This is a genomic window from Streptomyces lucensis JCM 4490 (assembly GCF_014650035.1).
Classification (GTDB): domain Bacteria; phylum Actinomycetota; class Actinomycetes; order Streptomycetales; family Streptomycetaceae; genus Streptomyces; species Streptomyces lucensis.
This window is the reverse complement of record NZ_BMUE01000002.1, coordinates 1-16,798: the sequence shown is the minus strand read 5'-3', so window position 1 is coordinate 16,798 and position 16,798 is coordinate 1. Positions and strand designations below refer to the sequence as shown.

14 protein-coding genes are annotated in these 16,798 nt (G+C 72.5%); 7 read left to right on the top strand and 7 right to left on the bottom strand.

The genetic code is table 11. The annotated features are described in order from the left end of the window. The first annotated feature begins 91 nt into the window (after positions 1–91). A complete protein-coding gene (locus tag IE177_RS04260; RefSeq protein WP_190013382.1) occupies positions 92–661 on the top strand; it encodes a GNAT family N-acetyltransferase in 570 nt (189 codons plus the stop codon). Positions 662–720: 59 nt separating this feature from the next. Further along, the gene (locus IE177_RS04255) at positions 721–1,896 is read left to right on the top strand and encodes a winged helix-turn-helix domain-containing protein (protein WP_190013381.1); all 1,176 of its coding nucleotides are present in this window, start codon (positions 721–723) and stop codon (positions 1,894–1,896) included. Between the two features lie 3 nt (positions 1,897–1,899). Here IE177_RS04255 and IE177_RS04250 read toward each other — a convergent pair whose 3' ends face one another. From IE177_RS04250 to mtnA, 7 genes are all read right to left on the bottom strand, one after another. After that, positions 1,900–2,646, bottom strand: coding sequence for a response regulator (locus IE177_RS04250; protein ID WP_190013380.1), 747 nt, complete (start codon positions 2,644–2,646; stop codon positions 1,900–1,902). A gap of 202 nt (positions 2,647–2,848) precedes the next feature. After that, entirely contained in the window at positions 2,849–3,541 is a 693-nt protein-coding gene (gene hpf, locus IE177_RS04245; RefSeq protein WP_229815894.1) for a ribosome hibernation-promoting factor, HPF/YfiA family, read from the bottom strand. A gap of 312 nt (positions 3,542–3,853) precedes the next feature. Beyond that, on the bottom strand, positions 3,854–4,762 hold the full coding sequence (locus tag IE177_RS04240) for a ComF family protein (RefSeq protein WP_190013378.1): 909 nt from the start codon (positions 4,760–4,762) through the stop codon (positions 3,854–3,856). Positions 4,763–4,921: 159 nt separating this feature from the next. Then, on the bottom strand, positions 4,922–6,754 hold the full coding sequence (locus IE177_RS04235) for an LpqB family beta-propeller domain-containing protein (protein ID WP_190013377.1): 1,833 nt from the start codon (positions 6,752–6,754) through the stop codon (positions 4,922–4,924). Next, complete coding sequence (mtrB, locus tag IE177_RS04230; protein ID WP_190013376.1) at positions 6,744–8,861, bottom strand: MtrAB system histidine kinase MtrB; 2,118 nt, start codon at positions 8,859–8,861, stop codon at positions 6,744–6,746. Before mtrB ends, IE177_RS04235 begins: the two co-directional genes overlap by 11 nt. A 1-nt stretch (position 8,862) precedes the next feature. Next, positions 8,863–9,552: a two-component system response regulator MtrA gene (mtrA, locus tag IE177_RS04225; protein WP_187279108.1), complete on the bottom strand. Its 690-nt coding sequence runs from the start codon at positions 9,550–9,552 to the stop codon at positions 8,863–8,865. A gap of 183 nt (positions 9,553–9,735) precedes the next feature. Next, the gene (gene mtnA / locus IE177_RS04220) at positions 9,736–10,878 is read right to left on the bottom strand and encodes an S-methyl-5-thioribose-1-phosphate isomerase (protein WP_190013375.1); all 1,143 of its coding nucleotides are present in this window, start codon (positions 10,876–10,878) and stop codon (positions 9,736–9,738) included. Positions 10,879–11,018: 140 nt separating this feature from the next. Between mtnA and IE177_RS04215 the strand changes: the two genes are divergently transcribed. From IE177_RS04215 to IE177_RS04195, 5 genes are read left to right on the top strand one after another with little or no spacing between them, the layout of a single operon-like run. Continuing rightward, the gene (locus IE177_RS04215) at positions 11,019–12,425 is read left to right on the top strand and encodes a glycerophosphoryl diester phosphodiesterase membrane domain-containing protein (RefSeq protein WP_190013374.1); all 1,407 of its coding nucleotides are present in this window, start codon (positions 11,019–11,021) and stop codon (positions 12,423–12,425) included. Positions 12,426–12,447: 22 nt separating this feature from the next. Then, positions 12,448–13,209 carry a DUF4129 domain-containing protein gene (locus IE177_RS04210; protein ID WP_190014069.1) on the top strand — a complete coding sequence of 254 codons (762 nt, stop codon included), beginning with the start codon at positions 12,448–12,450 and terminating at the stop codon, positions 13,207–13,209. Further along, positions 13,206–14,402, top strand: a complete 1,197-nt coding sequence (locus IE177_RS04205) for a DUF4350 domain-containing protein (RefSeq protein WP_190013373.1) — start codon at positions 13,206–13,208, stop codon at positions 14,400–14,402. The genes IE177_RS04210 and IE177_RS04205 overlap by 4 nt, the downstream gene beginning before the upstream one ends. Next, entirely contained in the window at positions 14,399–15,391 is a 993-nt protein-coding gene (locus IE177_RS04200) for an AAA family ATPase (RefSeq protein WP_190013372.1), read from the top strand. Before IE177_RS04205 ends, IE177_RS04200 begins: the two co-directional genes overlap by 4 nt. Further along, positions 15,391–16,701, top strand: a complete 1,311-nt coding sequence (locus IE177_RS04195; protein WP_190013371.1) for a DUF58 domain-containing protein — start codon at positions 15,391–15,393, stop codon at positions 16,699–16,701. The genes IE177_RS04200 and IE177_RS04195 overlap by 1 nt, the downstream gene beginning before the upstream one ends. Positions 16,702–16,798 lie beyond the last annotated feature (97 nt).

Below are 16,798 nucleotides of genomic sequence, written 5' to 3'. Positions count from 1 at the left end.
CCGTAGCGGGGAATCGCACGAAATGTGATCGCGTGCTCACGCAACGCGCAAACGGATGGCTCCGGGCGTGTGTTGCGAGCAGAATCGGCCGATGGAACCCGTCACCCTCACCACCGACCGTCTCTTGCTGCGCGCCGTCGGCCCGGACGACACCGAGGCGGTGTACCGGGCCGCGCAGGACCCGGACATCCAGCGCTGGACCACGATCCCCTCGCCCTATCTGCACGAGCACGCCCGCGCCTTCACGGAACAGATGGTCCCCGACGGCTGGTCGCAGGGCTCGATGTTCACCTTCGGCGTCTTCCTGACCGGCGGCGGGCTGGCCGGCATGATCGGCCTGACGATGCACTCGCTGGGCGCCGCGGAGGTCGGCTACTGGGCCGCCAGGGAGCACCGCGGCCACGGCTACGTCACCGAAGCCGTCCTCACCGCGTGCCGGTGGGTCTTCACCGACGTCGGCGTCGACCGGGTCGAATGGCGCGCCGAGGTCGGCAACCGGGCCTCCCGCGCGGTCGCCGAGCGCGCGGGCTTCACCGTCGAGGGCACCCTGCGCTCCGGCGTCAACAACAAGGGCGTACGCCGGGACTGCTGGGTCGGCTCCCTGCTCCCTTCGGACCTGGGCCTGCCGTCGACGGCGCCGTACCTGCCCGCGCGTACCTAGGAGCAGGCGAAGTCCCAGCTCACGCCGGGCTGTCAGTGGCAGCCTCTATCGTCCGGGGCATGACGACCCTGCCGCGCCCCACCACCACTCTCACCGCGGACGACGCCCGCCGTCTCGCCCTGCGGGCCCAGGGGTTCCTCGGCGCGCCCGACCGCCGGGCCGGTGTCCGCGGAGTGCTGCGCCACCTCGGCGCGGTCCAGCTGGACACGATCTCGGTGCTCGCCCGCTCCCACGAGCTCGTGCCCTACGCCCGGCTCGGCGCGGTCGGCCGCACGACGGTCGAGGCCGCCTACTGGAAGGACGCGCACGCCTTCGAGTACTGGTCGCACGCGGCGTGCATCCTGCCCGTCGAGGAGTGGCCGCACTTCGCCTTCCGCCGTCGCGCCTACCGCAACCGCCCGCACTGGAACCACGAACTGCCCGACGGCGCCTACGACCAGGTCGTCAAACAGCTGCGCGCGGAAGGTCCCCTGACCGCCACCGAGCTGGGCGGTGCGAAGAGGACCAGTGACTGGTGGGACTGGTCGGGCACCAAGGTCGCCGTGGAGCGGGCCCTGATGTACGGCGAGGTGGTGTGCGTCGAGCGGCGCGGCTGGAAGCGGGTGTACGACCTCGCCGAGCGAGCGGTCCCGCAGCCGCTGCTGCACGACGAACTGGACGACGCGGAGTGCCTGCGCCGTCTGGTCCGGCTGGCCGGCGAGTCCCTCGGTGTCGGCACGCGCGCGGACATCGCCGACTACCACCGCCTCAAGGGCGAGCAGGTCGACGCGGTGATCGCCGACTCGGGTCTGGTTCCGGTCGAGGTCGAGGGCTGGGGCAAGCCGGCCTGGGCCGACCCGGCCGCCCTGACGACACCGGCGCGCGGCCGCCACCGCACCACTCTGCTGTCGCCGTTCGACTCGCTGATCTGGGAGCGGGCGCGCACGGAGCGCGTCTTCGGCTTCACCCACCGCCTGGAGGCCTACGTTCCCAGGCCCAAGCGGGTGTACGGCTACTTCGCGATGCCGGTGCTCGCCGGCGGCCGGCTGGTCGGGCGTGTCGACCCCGCTCGCGAGGGCAGCACGCTGGTGGCCAAGCAGGTCACCCTGGACGGGCCGAAGGCGGTTGCGGCGGTCGCGCAGGCCCTGGTGGAGGCGGCCGGCTGGGTGAACTGCACGGACGTGCGCGTGGAGCGGGTGGACGCACCGGAACTGCGCGAGCCCCTGGCGCGGGAACTGAGCCGCGCCCTCGCCTGACCGCTACCGGATCTCCAGGATCTTCTCCCGCATCGCGTAGACCACGGCCTCCATGCGGGAGTGCAGCTGCAGCTTCTCCAGGATGTTGCGGACGTGGTTCTTCACGGTGTTCTCGGAGATGAACAGCTCCTTGGCGATGTCGCGGTTGTTCATCCCGGTGGCGACGAGTTTGAGGACTTCCAGCTCCCGGTCGGTCAGCCGCGGCGCGGGCACCAGCCGGCGCTCGTCGGTGCGCTGGATCATCGACTTGAACTCGGTGAGGAGCTTCGACGCCATGGACGGGCTGATCTGCGACTGGCCGTCGGCCACCGCGCGAATGGCGGTGGCCACCTCGTCGGTGGAGATCTCCTTGAGGAGGTACCCGGTCGCACCGGCCTTGATCGCGTCGTAGAGGTCGGCCTCCTCGTCGCTGATCGTCAACATGATGATCTTCGCGCTGGGGGCGACCTCCTTGATGGAGGTACAGGCCTCGATCCCGCCGCGCTTGGGCATCCGGACGTCCATCAGCACGATGTCGGGGAGCAGGTCGGCGGCCTTGTCGACGGCCTCGGCCCCGTCGCCGGCCTCGCCCACGACCTGGATGTCCTCCTCGGCCGCGAGCACGATCTCCAGGCCGCGCCGGAAGAGGGCGTGGTCGTCGACCACCAGGACCCTGATCGGCTCCGCGTCTGGACGGACCGCATCCGGGCCCGTGCCGATGACATCGTCGTCGGCGTCCTCGTCCCGCATCGGTCCGAAGGTGTCCGCCATCGTTCCTCCCCCTGAGGCTGTGGCCTGTGGTCCTGTGCCATCGCCAACCCAAGGCAGCGGCCCACCGGTTGGGCCGGTGCCGTCATGATTTCATGCCCGGGCGTCCGCGAGGTGCCGTGCAGGGCGCGAAGTGGTCGCACACCGGTGCCCCTGGGGGCGCACACGCGCACCAGGGGCACCTGACCGGCTTGGACGGGCGGGATCAGCCGCCCAGCGTGCCTCCGGCCGCGGGAGGCTCCCCCTCGGCGACCATCGGGTCCGTGCTCAGGTGGATGACGCCGTAGTCGTAGGCGTGCCGCCGGTAGACGACACTCGGTTCCTTGGTCTCGGAGTCGACGAACAGGTAGAAGTCGTGGCCGACCAGTTCCATCTCGTAGAGGGCCTGGTCGAGCGTCATCGGGGAGGCGACGTGGGTCTTCTCGCGGACGACCAGGGGGCCTTCACCCTTCACCTCCAGCGAGCCGATCCGCTTGGTCGGCACTCCGTCCGTCTCCTCCTGCGGGACGGGGAGGCCGTTGCTGCCCAGTGTCGCCGCGTCCGGCACGTGGTCGGCGACCTCCGCCGCCGGGATCCGGCGGGCGCCGCGCCGGGAGAAACGCTTGTCGTGCTGCTTGCGCAGCCGGGCGTCCAGCTTCTCCGCGGCCAGGTCGAGTGCCGCGTAGGGGTCACTGGCCGCTGCCTCCGCCCGGATCACCGGACCGCGGGAGCGGAGCGTGATCTCCACTCGGTCGCAACGGTCCGCCTGTCGAGGGTTCGGCTCCTTGGACACCTCGACGTCGAGGCTCATCACCTTGGCATCGAGCCTCTGGATCTTCTCCAGCTTCAGCTTCTCGGCCACGTGCTTGCGGAACCGCTCGGGCACCTCGGTCTTGCGGCCCTTGACGACGATGTCCACGCAGAACTCCGTTCCCGGATCACTCCGCCGCACGGGCGGAGCATCTCCCTTTTGCACCAGGTCCGGTGATCACCGGACCTCGGACTCGGTGACTTCCACCTCCTCCTCCCCCATGGGCGAGATCTCCACCCCACCGCCACGGGTGATTGCGGAAAACCCGTGGCACGGCATTCCGATTAGAGAGGTGTGGCCTGCGCCTTTCCTCACAACCGAACATATCTCGCCCGGACGGATGGCGTCACCCTCTACTGCTGCGTACCTCCGTACAGGTGAATTACCCCTGTCACTACCTGCAACGATGCAGGTCGGCGGTCAGTTCCTGTCCATTTCGAAAGAATCCCGAGGAGCGGCGACCACGGCCGCATGGAGCATCGGCCCGAGGGTGTTCACCGCCGCCTTTTCCGGTGCACCGTGCATCCACTTCCCCCTCTCCTCTCGCACTCCGGTCCTTCGTTCTCCCCTACCTTCCCGACTTACGGCGCGGTACACGACTTGTCTCACCCGGTTCCCGTCCTCGTGTCTCGCTTCCCGGTGTGATCCGGCCACCTCCCGCAGGGCGCGCGCCGCCTCGGCGAGAGTCGCGCCCGTGGTGATCAGGTCGTCCACGAGGACGATCCGGCCGCCGTCGAGAAGCCGTCCACCGCCCGCCGTCACCTCCAGAGCGCCCGCGAGGTTCTCCAGCCGCTGCCGCGCGTCGAGCCTGGCCTGGTCGGCAACGGCGCGCCGCTGGCGCAGTACGGCCGCCACCCGGGCCGGCGTCCCGGTGCGCCGCAGCTCACCGGCCGCCGCCAGGGCCATCCGCCGTACCGGATCGTGCCCACGCGCCCGTACGGCCCACCGTGCGGAGGGCACGGGCACGAGCAGCACGGCCCCGTGCCCACAGGCCCGGTCCGGTCCGGCCGGTTCCGTGCCCGCACCCGCCGTGTGCCGCCCGAGGCCCGCCCGCACGGCTTCCGCCAGAGCCGTGCCCAGCACTCCGGCGAGGGCCAGCGCGCCCCGCTCCTTGTGGGCCAGAATCAGCGCCCGCACCCTCTCGGCGTACGGAGCGGCCGCGTGCACCACCGGCAGCCCGGCCGGCTCCGGCACCGGTCGCACCCGTAGCGGCGCGGCCCGGTTCAGCGCGGACCGGCATCGCGCGCAGAGCGCCGTACGAGGTGCCCCGCAGCCCGCGCACTCGGCCGGCAGCACCAGGTCGGTGAGGTCGTTCCACCACCCCCGCATGGCCTCCACTGTGCCAACGGCGGGGACGGCCTGCCACCCCTGTGGAAAACCCCCTGTGGACAACTCGGGGCGAGCGGCACCGCCCGCCACTCGCACGAGTGACGGGCGGTCGCCCGAACGCCCTGCGGCGACGGGGGGGCGGCGCCTCGGAACGGCCGCTCAGCCGGGATAGACGGGCGCCGTCCCGTCCTTGTCCACCTTCTGCCACTGCGCTCCGGACGGCAGCCGGACTATCCCGTCGTCCGAGTACGCCACCAGCGGTACCCGCTCGTCCTCGGAAGCGGCTATCGCCTTCACCCCCGGCAGCGAGCCGGGTGCCGGGCCGTCCAGTGCGGAGCCGTCGACCTGGACGTACCGCATCTGCTGCACGCCGCCCTGCTCCCTGCCGACGGCGAGGAGCCTGCTGTCCCCGGCCCAGGAGATGGCGCTCACCTGTTCCAGGTCGGGTGCCGCCGGCCGCAGACCGTCCACGGAGATGCCCTCTCCGGTCCCGCCGTCGCGCTGGATCCGCCCGAGGAGCAGGGACTGCTTGCCGTCCTTCTCCTCCACGACGAGCGCGATCCGCACGCCGTCCGCGGCCACCCGCGCGTCCGTGATGCGCCCGGGCAGGTCGGGCACGGCGACGTCCTCGGGTTTCGAGACGCCCTGTTCCAGGACCTTCAGCCGCGGACGGTCCGGGTTGCGGTCGACCACCCACAGATCGCCCCGGGCGTCCCAGCCGGGCGTGGCCAGCCGGTCGGCGGGGGTCGCGCCGGTGCTGGTCACCAGGGCGTCCCCGAGCGAACCGTCCGCCGTCAGCGACGTCACGTACAGGGACCTGCCCTCGTCGCCGACCCCGGCCGCGGTGTTCTCGTCCCGCGACACCGCAACCGACTGCAGCCGCTTGCCGCCCTCGCCCAGCGCTCCCGGCACCGCGACGGCGCCGGTCCCCGTGCTTCCCGTCGTCATCCGCACCAGCCGGTGCTTGCCGTCGAGGTAGTACAGGAAGTCGGGGCGTTTGTCCGCCCCGTGCCAGGCGGCGGACTCGGCACGCTCCTCGGGCAGATCACACAGCCGCGCGCCATCGCGCCCCTGCAACTCCACGGACTCGAGCGTCGGCGCAAGGTTCCGCAGGGTGAACAGCATCTGCGTCGCCATCTCGGCGCACTTGCTGGCCGCGACCTGCGACGCCTTCAGGTTCAGCGGCACCGTCAGCTTGTTCTGGTCGTCCGGAGCAAGGCCCGTGACGTCGTCCTGCAGGGCCGTGCCGGTGGGGAAGCTGGACCTGACCACCGGTCCGAGCCAGGCGGTGGGCCCCTTCAGCAGCGAGCGGACCACCTGTGTCATCGGGTCCACCTGGCCGCGCACGAACACCGGGTCGGCGACCGCCACCGGCTGCCCGCTCGTCCCGACCGCCGTATTGGAGGCGAAGTAGTACTTGTCGACGGACGTGTAGTTCCGCTGGAAGTCGGACTTGCCCATGACGACGCCGTCGGGCAGCCCGTCGATGCGCCACTGCCCACTCTTGGCGTTCCGCACGAGCTGAAGCTTCTTGCGGTACGGCCCGTCGGCCGGCCGGTACGCCTGCTGCGCGTCGACCGTGGCGACCCGGCTGCCCGTCAGGACGCAGCTGACGCTGTTGTCCTCCTTCTGGCCGGCCTGACAGTCGGTCTCGATGCCCGGCCCGTTCGTGAGGACCGTGGTCGACAGCTCCGGCCGCCAGCGGTGCGCCGCGTCGGCCGTCAGGTACTTGCGAGCCGTGTCGTACTGCGGATCATCACTGGTCAGCGCCTCCAGGAAGCCCTGCATGATCTCGCCCGGACCGGCACCGTCGGCCGGTGGCATCGCGAACACCCGCACCCCGGTGTCCTGCCGGGGTGTCGACTCCACGTCCCGCAGGTCGCCCCTGTCGGGCATCGAGGCGCACCCGGACAGCAGTACGACCCCCAAGGCGGCGAACGCCACCGCGCGTCCCGGCCGCCGCCGGGCGCCCCCCTTGCGGTCAGCGCCCACGAAATTCCTCCCCTGGCTCGGTCGGGTCACCCGGCTGCGCCGTGTCCGGCCGGGCCGCGTTCGTATCGGGTGCGGGACTCTCGGCGGTCCTGTCCCCGGGGCGCCGTACGCCCCCGGCCGGCCTGGGCACCACGCGCGTGCCGGTGCCGTTGCCGGGCAGCGCGGTCGGGTCGGCGGCCGGGGTGACCGTGGCCAGCCCGGGCGCGACAGAGGTCCGCGGCGGCAGCGCGGGCACCTGGGCGCCGCTGTGCTGCACCGGAACGGTGGCCCGCTTCTCCTCGCCGCCACGGGGCAGCCCGGCGTCGTCGAGGCCCCGGTTGCGGCGTGAGTCCTTGGGCTCCAGCGGTATCGGCGAGCCGCGCAGCGGTTCGTCGGCGGTCCTCGGCAGTGTCAGCCGGAACTGCGAGCCGCCGCCCGGCTCGCCCCAGGCCTGCAGCCAGCCGCCGTGCAGCCGGGCGTCCTCCAGGGCGATCGAGAGCCCGAGGCCCGTACCGCCGGTCGTGCGCGCGCGTGCCGGGTCCGCCCGCCAGAAGCGGCTGAAGACGCGGGTCGCCTCGCCCGGCTTGAGCCCGACGCCGTAGTCGCGCACGGCGACGGCGACCGCGCCGCCGGCGGCGGCGAGCTTGACGACGACGTCCTTGCCGTCACCGTGCTCGACGGCGTTGACCACCAGGTTGCGCAGCACTCGCTCCACGCGCCGGGCGTCGGCCTCGGCGACGACCGGCTGCTGGTCGCCGACCACGCGTATCCGCGTGCCCTTGCGTTCCGCGAGCGGCTCGGCGCCGCTGACCACACGGCGCACGACCTCCCTGAGGTCTATCGGCTCGGCCTCCAGGGCCGCCGCGCCCGCGTCGAAGCGGCTGATCTCCAGCAGGTCGGCGAGCAGCGACTCGAACCGGTCCAGCTGGTCGGCGAGCAGTTCGGCCGACCGTGCGGTCACCGGGTCGAAGTCCTCGCGCGCCTCGTGGATGACGTCCGCCGCCATGCGGACCGTCGTCAGCGGCGTCCGCAGCTCGTGCGAGACGTCGGAGACGAACCGGCGCTGCATGCGCGACAGGTCCTCCATCTGCTGGATCTTGACCTGGAGGTTCTGCGCCATTTTGTTGAAGGCCTCGCCGAGGCGCGCGATGTCGTCCTCGCCGGTGACCTTCATCCGCTCCTGGAGCCGCCCGGCGGACAGCCGCTCCGCGATCCCGGCCGCCATCCGCACCGGCGTCACGACCTGCCGCACCACCAGCCACGCGATGGCGCCGAGCAGGACGACGACGAACAGCCCGGCGGTCGCCAGGGTGCCCTTGACCAGACTGAGCGACTTCTCCTCCTGCGTGAGCGGGAAGAGGTAGTACAGCTCGTAGGGACGCCCGTTGGGGTCGTTGACCTGCTTGCCGATGACCAGCGCCGGCTGGGACTCCTTGCCGTTGTAGTAGACGATCCGCGTGTAGCTCTGGGCGGCCGTCGTACCGCTGTTGACCCGCTCGCGCAGGTCGGCGGGCACGCTGGAGGCGGGGTCGACGTTCCCGGAGCCGCGGGGGCTGCGGCCGCCGCCGCTGTCGTCGCCCACGGGCAGGGTCGCCACGTCGAAGGCGCCGGCGCCGCCACTGGCGAGCGACGTCACGAGGTCGCTCATCCACTGGATGACGTTCTGCGACTGCCGTCCGTCGGGGGTCGAGGTGCCGTCGGCGGCGCCGGTCCCGGCACCCGTACCGCCGCCGGTTCCGCCGACCGCCTCGTCGGCTTTCTGCTTGGCCACGGCGAACCCGCCCGTGGCCTGGCTCTGCGAGGCCCTCACCTTGGCGTCCAGCAGGCCGTTGCGGACCTGACCGATCACGACGAAGCCGAGCAGCAGGACGACGCCCAGCGACATCAGCAGAGTCGTGGCGACGACCCTGAGCTGGATGTTGCGCCGCCACAGCCGCATCACCGGCAGCAGCGGCCGGCGCATCCAGCGCAGGAACAGCCGCAGGACCGGGCTGCCCTTGGCACCGCCCTGCAGCAGCCCGCCCTCGAAGAGGCGCCTGAAACGCGCACCCGCCGTCGCCCGGCCGACAGGCCGCCCCGGACGGGACCCGGACCCGCCGGGAGCCGAAGCGGCACTGTCCCCGGTCATGTCAGCTCGGTCCGGCCTTGTATCCGACACCACGGACGGTCACCACGATCTCCGGCCGCTCCGGGTCCTTCTCGACCTTGGAGCGCAGCCGCTGGACATGCACATTGACGAGCCGCGTGTCGGCGGCGTGCCGGTAGCCCCACACCTGCTCGAGCAGCACCTCGCGGGTGAACACCTGCCACGGCTTGCGTGCGAGCGCCACCAGCAGGTCGAACTCGAGCGGGGTCAGCGCGATCGACTGCCCGTCGCGCTTCACCGAGTGCCCGGCCACGTCGATGACCAGGTCACCGATGGTCAGCTGCTCCGGTGCCGGCTCCTCGGACCTGCGCAGCCGCGCCCTGATCCGGGCCACCAGCTCCTTGGGCTTGAACGGCTTCACGATGTAGTCGTCGGCGCCCGACTCCAGGCCCACGACGACGTCGACGGTGTCGCTCTTGGCCGTGAGCATCACGATCGGCACGCCGGACTCGGCCCGGATCAGCCGGCACACCTCGATGCCGTCCCGACCGGGCAGCATGAGGTCCAGCAGCACCAGGTCGGGCTTGGACTCACGGAAAGCGGCCAGCGCCTTGTCGCCGTCGGCTACGAAAGACGGCTCAAAACCTTCACCACGCAGCACAATGCCGAGCATCTCGGCCAGTGCGGTGTCGTCGTCGACGACAAGGACTCTTCCCTTCATAAACGACATCATCCCATTCTCGTAACGACGACAGAGGCGCAGGTGAGCAGGCTCACTGGCCTGTGACGATAGTCGTACGGCGCCGTCACTGTCTGCCCCTGGCGACCGACGTCGACGGCAGCGGGGGATGACGGTCGGTGCACGACGACGCCGGTCCGCTCCGGCAGCCGGCCGGGTCGAACCGACATCAGCCCATCAGTTGATCGTCACCTGGCCCGACCTGGCACACAGCTCGGCTAGCGCCTGGGCCGTCACGGGTGAGACGGCGCCCTCCTCGGTGACGATCGCCGTCACCAACTCGGGCGGCGTCACGTCGAACGCCGGGTTGTACGCCTGGGTTCCCAGGGGCGCGACCGGGATCCCGCCTCCCGCTCCCGCCACCGGCACCTGCGGCGCTGTGACCTCGGTCACCTCGAAGGGGGGGCGCTGCTCGACCTCGATGGACGCCCCGTCGGGAGTGTCCGGATCGACCGTCGTCAGCGGCGCCACCACGATGAACGGCACATGGTGGTAGCGCGCGAGCACGGCGAGCGGATAGCTCCCCACCTTGTTCGCCACCGAACCGTCGGCCGCGATCCGGTCCGCCCCGATCAGCACCGCGTCCACCTCGCCCGCCGCGAACAGGGATCCCGCCGCGTTGTCGGTGAGCAAGGTGTACGCCATCCCGTTGCGGGCCGCTTCGTACGCCGTCAGGCGAGCGCCTTGCAGCAACGGACGCGTTTCGTCCACCCACAGCCGCCGCAGCCGCCCCACGCGGTGCGCCGCGAGAGCCACCGCGAAGGCGGTGCCCTCCCCGCCCGACACCAGCGATCCGGTGTTGCAGTGAGTGAGGATCCGGTGTCCGCCGCCCGGCAGCAGCTCGTCCAGCAGCGCCAGGCCGTTCACCGCCATCCGGGCGCTGGCCTCGGCGTCCTGCCGGTGCAGCGCCCGCGCCGCGGCCAGCGCCGCCGCGGCCGCCGCGGTGGGGTCGCCGGTCCTGCCCAGCGCCGTCTGGTGCGCGACCTGGGCCCGGCGCACCCCCACGGCCAGATTCACCGCGGTGGGCCGGGCGCCCTCGAGCGCCGCTGCGGCCTCGGTCACGTCGAAGCCGCGCGCGGCGGCGAGCGCGACGCCGTAGGCCCCCGCGATCCCGAGCAGCGGCGCCCCACGCACAGCGAGCGACCTGATCGCCTCCACCAGCGCCGACGCGTCCGTGCACACCATCTCGACCTCTTCGGTCGGGAGCCTCGTCTGATCGAGAAGGACCAGTACAGGACCCTCGGGTGGTTCCTCCCAACGGATAACCGGTATCTCGCTCGGCCGCTTGTCCCCGTCCGTTCGCGCCTGCTGATCAGCCATGCCGTCAGTCTGCCCCGGAACCGGCGGACAATTGAAGGTGTCCCGCCCCCACCGCGGCCGGTCCGCCGGTGACCACCCCATGGCACGATGGCTGCCAACCTGCCGCCGCGTGCGCGGAAGGGCACCGAGAAGGAGCTTCGATGACAGACACTCCGGGCTGGGCCTCGCCCGGATCCGCCTCTTCGTCCGAGGGGCGGGAACCCGGTGCGTCCGGCTCCACCGAACCCGCCGACCGCCCCGGCCCCTCCGAGCCGGCACCGCAGCCGGGCACTGAGCCGCAGCAGCCGGGCGCGAAGTGGTCCGAGAAGCAGCCGCCACCCGGCCAGTGGTCCGCGCCCACCGGGGCCCCCGGCCCCGACCGGACCCCGCCGCCCCCGCCTCCCGGCCCGGGCTGGAACGGCCCCCAGCACGGCGGCCCCGGCCCCGGCGGCCACGGAGGCCCTCCCGCCGGCCACGGCGGCTACGGCACCCCCGGCGGTTACGGCACCCCCGGCGGTTACGGCACCCCCGGCGGCTACGCCCCCTGGGGCGGCGGCTGGGGCGGACCTCCGCCCGCGGCCAAGCCCGGTGTCATCCCGCTGCGCCCGCTCGGCGTCGGCGAGATCCTCGACGGCGCCGTCTCCACCATGCGCACCCACTGGCGCACGGTGCTCGGCATCTCGCTCGGAGTCGCACTGCTCGTCGACACCGCGCTGGTCGTCGTCCAGGGCTTCCTCATGAACGACGCCCTCGCCCGGACGTCGTTCGACGACCGGACCGCCACCGCCGACGACGTCCTGCCCGCCCTGCGCGACGTCATGGTCGGCGCCGGCATCGTCGCCGTGATCTCCATGGTGGCCATCCTCGTCGCCACCGCCCTGCTGACGACCATCACCAGCCGCGCCGTCCTCGGCAAGCCGGTCAGCACCGGCGAGGCCTGGCGCGAAGCCCGCCCGCAGATCCCCAGACTGTTCGGCCTGCTCCTCCTCCTGGGCCTGATCACCGGCGGTGTGATCCTCGCCGGGACGCTGCCCGGACTCCTCGTCATGCTCTCCGGCAACCACAACGGCGGTGCGGCACTGCTCGCCCTCGGCATCCTCGCGGCCTTCGTGGTCGCCGGATGGCTGATGATCCGCTTCTACCTGGCCACGCCCGCCCTGATGCTGGAACGGCAGAGCATCCGCAAGGCCCTTGGCCGCTCCGCCAAGCTGGTGCGCGGCTCCTGGTGGCGCGTCTTCGGCATCGTGCTGCTCACCGGCCTCATCACCAACATCGTCGAATCCGTCGTCACCATCCCCTTCGCCCTCATCGGGGCCCTCGTGAGCGACGAGAGCACGAGCAGCCTGTATGGCACCGGAGGCGGAGACGTCGGCTGGGCCTTCCTGATCATCCGCGGGATCGGCTCGCTGATCGGCACCACGCTCACCCTCCCGATCAGCGCGGGCGTCACCGTGCTGCTCTACATCGACCAGCGCATCCGCCGCGAGGCCCTCGACCTCGAACTGTCCCGCGCCGCCGGCGTACAGGGCCATGTGACCGGCGCCTCCGGTCCCACGCCGGGGAGATGATGCGGTGAGCCTCTCGGGGGGAATGCTCACAGCGGCGGCCTCGTCCGGCACCGGCAGCACGTTCGTACGAGGACTGCTGCGCGCCGCGGACACGACCGTCCTGGCAGCCGGCGGCTCCGGGGACGAGCCGCCCGTGACACTTCCGCGCGATCCCGCGCGGGAGGCGGCTCGGCGCGAGCTGTCCAAGCGGATGTACCACGAGAACGACCCGGGCCTGCTGCAGCGTGCCCTGAACGCGTTCTGGGACTGGCTGGACGGGCTGTTCGGCGCGGCCGCCTCGGCGACACCCGGCGGGACGGTCGGCCTGCTCGTCGTCGTCCTGTTCGTCGTCGCCGTGCTGGCGGCGCTGTGGTGGCGCCTGGGTACGCCCCGCCGCGCCGCCTCCTCGGCCCCCGTCCTGTTCGACGACCGCCCGCGAAGCGCCGCCGAACACCGGGCGGCCAGCGAGGCACACGCCGCCCAGGGCCACTGGAACCAGGCTGTCCAGGAACGCATGCGGGCCATCGTGCGCGCGCTGGAGGAACGAGCCCTGCTCGACGCCCGCCCCGGCCGCACCGCCGACGAGGCGGCGGCCGAGGCGGGCCGGGCCCTGCCCGGGCACACGGACCGGCTGCGCGCCGCGGCCCGCGAGTTCGACGACGTCACGTACGGCGGACGCCGGGCCGGCGAGCAGTCGTACCGCCGCCTCGCCGAACTCGACCGCGACCTGGAGCGCACCAGTCCCGCCCTCGCGGACAGCACCGCCCGCACGGCCCACAGCACCCGCCAGGGGGCCGCCGAGTGACCACCGAGGCCACCCTGCCGGCCACCTCCACCGCGCCCACCGCCCGCCGGCTGTGGACCCGTGCCCGAGGCATCACGCTCGCCGTCGTGCTGATCCTGGCCGCGGCCGTCGCCATGGCGGCCGTACGCTCCACCACCCGGCACGGCGCCCTGGACCCGCGCTCCGCCGACCCCTACGGCAGCCGCGCCGTCGCACAACTCCTCGCCCAACGGGGCGTGTCCACGCGGGTGGTCACCACCCTCGACGCGGCACGCGCCGCAACCGGTCCCGACAGCACGCTCCTGGTCGCCGCTCCCGACCTGCTGACCCCCGGTCAGCAGACCCGGCTGCACCGGGCGGCAGCGGCCTCCGGGGGGCGCACCGTCCTCGTCGCGGCAGGCAGCCCGTCCGTCGAGCGGCTCGCGCCCGGAGTCACCGCGGACCCCGCGAACAGCGGCCAGTCCACCCTCGAGCCCGACTGCACCCTGCCCGAGGCCCGGCGCGCGGGCAGCGCCGACACCGGTGGCATCCGCTACACCACCACCCACCTCGACGCCGACTCGTGCTACCCCAGCGCGCGCCTCGCCACCCTGCTGCGCATCCCCGCGGCGTCCGGGGGCGGCGACACCGTCGTCCTCGGTGCGCCCGACATCCTCTACAACCACCGCCTCGACGAGCAGGGCAACGCCTCGCTCGCCCTCCAACTCCTCGGCTCCCGCCCGCATCTGGTCTGGTACCTCCCCTCGCTGTCCGACGCCTCCGCCACCGACACCGACGAGCAGAAGAACTTCCTCGACCTGCTCCCGTCGGGATGGCTCTGGGGCACCCTGCAACTCTTCTTCGCAGCGGTCCTCGCCGCCTTCTGGAGAGCGCGGCGCTTCGGCCCCCTCGTGCCGGAAGGGCTCCCCGTCGCGATCCGTGCCTCCGAGACCGCCGAAGGACGCGCCCGCCTCTACCGCAAGGCCAATGCCCGCGACCGCGCTGCCGCCGCTCTTCGCTCCGCCACCCGCACCCGCCTCGCTCCCCTCGCCGGCGTCCCCGCCGCCCGCGCGCACACGCCCGAGGCCCTGCTCCCCGCCCTGTCCGCCCACCTCACCGGTGACGTCCAGGCCCTGCACTCCCTCCTCTTCGGACCGCCGCCCGGCGACGACGCGGCGCTCATCGCCCTGACCGACCAACTCGACGCCCTCGAAAGAGAGGTACGCCGTTCATGACGGACCCGACCACTGACAACGCCGGGCGGAGCGGAGGCGCGGGCGACGCCCGTGCCTCCCTGGAAGCCCTGCGCGCCGAGATCGCCAAAGCCGTGGTCGGCCAGGACCCCGCCGTGACCGGTCTCGTCGTCGCCCTCCTCTGCCGCGGACACGTACTACTGGAAGGAGTCCCTGGGGTCGCCAAAACGTTGCTCGTCCGCACACTCGCTTCCGCACTGGAACTCGACACCAAGCGTGTCCAGTTCACCCCCGACCTGATGCCGAGCGACGTCACGGGCTCCCTCGTCTACGACACCCGCACCGCCGAGTTCTCCTTCCAGCCCGGCCCGGTCTTCACCAACCTCCTCCTGGCGGACGAGATCAACCGGACCCCGCCCAAGACCCAGTCGTCCCTGCTGGAGGCCATGGAGGAACGCCAGGTCACGGTCGACGGCACCCCCCGCCCGCTCCCCGAGCCGTTCCTGGTCGCCGCGACCCAGAACCCCGTCGAGTACGAGGGCACCTACCCCCTCCCCGAGGCCCAACTGGACCGGTTCCTGCTCAAACTGACGATCCCTCTGCCCTCCCGGCAGGACGAGATCGACGTCCTGACCCGACACGCCTCCGGATTCAACCCGCGCGACCTGCGCGCCGCCGGTGTACGACCCGTCGCCGGCCCCGCCGACCTGGAGACCGCCCGGGCCGCGGTCGCCAAGACGACCGTGTCCCCCGAGATCACCGCCTACGTCGTGGACCTGTGCCGCGCCACCCGCGAGTCGCCCTCCCTGACCCTGGGCGTCTCCCCGCGCGGTGCCACCGCCCTCCTCGCCACCTCACGCGCCTGGGCCTGGCTGACGGGCCGCGACTACGTCATCCCCGACGACGTCAAGGCCCTGGCCCTGCCCACTCTGCGCCACCGTGTGCAACTGCGCCCCGAGGCCGAGATGGAAGGTGTGACGGCCGACTCGGTCATCAATGCGATCCTCGCCCACGTGCCGGTCCCCCGCTGATGGCGCTCACCGGACGCGCCGCTCTGCTCGCGGCCCTCGGCTCGGTCCCCGTCGGCATCCTGGAACCGGGCTGGACGGGGATCCTGGCGGTCAACGGCCCGCTGGCGCTGGCCTGCGCCTGCGACTACGCCCTTGCCGCGCCCGTGCGGCGCCTCCGCCTCACCCGCTCGGGGGACACCTCCGCCCGTCTCGGGGAGACCGCCGACGTCACCCTCACGATCTCCAACCCCTCCCGCCGGCTCCTGCGGGCGCGGCTGCGGGACGCGTGGCCGCCCAGCAGCTGGCAGTCCGGCACCGAGGTCGAGGCTTCCCGCCACCGGCTCACGATCCCCCCGGGGGAACGCCGGCGGGTGACCACGCGGTTGCGCCCCACCCGCCGCGGCGACCGCCGGACCGACCGCGTGACCATTCGCTCCTACGGTCCCCTCGGCCTCTTCTCCCGCCAGGGCGCCCACAAGGTGCCCTGGACGGTGCGCGTCCTGCCGCCGTTCACCAGCCGGAAGCACCTGCCGTCGAAGCTCGCCAGGCTGCGTGAACTCGACGGCCGCACCAGCGTGCTCACCCGCGGTGAGGGGACGGAGTTCGACAGCCTCCGCGAGTACGTGCCCGGGGACGACACCCGCTCGATCGACTGGCGTGCCACTGCCCGCCAGTCCACCGTGGCCGTCCGCACCTGGCGCCCCGAACGCGACCGTCACATCCTCCTGGTCCTCGACACCGGGCGTACGTCGGCCGCCCGGGTGGGCGACGCCCCACGTCTGGACGCCTCCATGGACGCGGCCCTGCTGCTGGCGGCGCTCGCGTCCCGCGCCGGCGACCGGGTGAATCTGCTCGCCTACGACCGCCGGGTCCGCGCGCTGGTACAGGGCCGTTCGGCGGGTGACGTCCTGCCGTCCGTGGTCAACGCGATGGCCACTCTCGAACCGGAGCTCGTCGAGACCGACTCCCGGGGTCTCGCGGCGACCGCTCTGCGCGCGGCACCTCGCCGCTCGCTGATCGTGTTGCTCACGACGCTGGACGCGGCACCGGTGGAACAGGGTCTGCTTCCTGTCCTGCCGCAGCTCATCCAGCGCCACACCGTTCTGGTCGCCTCGGTCGCGGACCCGTTCATCGCCGGCATGGCGAAGTCGCGGGGCACCGCCGAGGCGGTGTACGAGGCCGCTGCGGCGGCACAGGCGCAGAGCGAGCGGCACCGCACCGCGGAGGAACTTCGCCGTCGTGGGGTGTCGGTGGTGGACGCGACTCCCGATGGTCTGGCGCCGGCGCTCGCGGACGCCTATCTGGCCCTCAAGGCGGCGGGAAGGCTCTGAGCGGGTGCGTCCCGCCGCCCCGCGAGGGTGGTAAAAGACCCCTGAACGCAGAAAACCCCCGCATCAGATGATGCGGGGGTTTTCCCAATATTTGTTC

Coding starts and splice junctions, on each gene's coding strand:
- mtnA (WP_190013375.1), bottom strand. CDS start 10,878: ATGGCTGATCAGCAGGCGCGAACGGACGGGGACAAGCGGCCGAGCGAG.
- IE177_RS04210 (WP_190014069.1), top strand. CDS start 12,448: ATGCTCACAGCGGCGGCCTCGTCCGGCACCGGCAGCACGTTCGTACGA.
- IE177_RS04200 (WP_190013372.1), top strand. CDS start 14,399: ATGACGGACCCGACCACTGACAACGCCGGGCGGAGCGGAGGCGCGGGC.
- IE177_RS04215 (WP_190013374.1), top strand. CDS start 11,019: ATGACAGACACTCCGGGCTGGGCCTCGCCCGGATCCGCCTCTTCGTCC.
- IE177_RS04195 (WP_190013371.1), top strand. CDS start 15,391: ATGGCGCTCACCGGACGCGCCGCTCTGCTCGCGGCCCTCGGCTCGGTC.
- IE177_RS04255 (WP_190013381.1), top strand. CDS start 721: ATGACGACCCTGCCGCGCCCCACCACCACTCTCACCGCGGACGACGCC.
- IE177_RS04240 (WP_190013378.1), bottom strand. CDS start 4,762: ATGCGGGGGTGGTGGAACGACCTCACCGACCTGGTGCTGCCGGCCGAG.
- mtrB (WP_190013376.1), bottom strand. CDS start 8,861: ATGACCGGGGACAGTGCCGCTTCGGCTCCCGGCGGGTCCGGGTCCCGT.
- IE177_RS04250 (WP_190013380.1), bottom strand. CDS start 2,646: ATGGCGGACACCTTCGGACCGATGCGGGACGAGGACGCCGACGACGAT.
- IE177_RS04260 (WP_190013382.1), top strand. CDS start 92: ATGGAACCCGTCACCCTCACCACCGACCGTCTCTTGCTGCGCGCCGTC.
- mtrA (WP_187279108.1), bottom strand. CDS start 9,552: ATGATGTCGTTTATGAAGGGAAGAGTCCTTGTCGTCGACGACGACACC.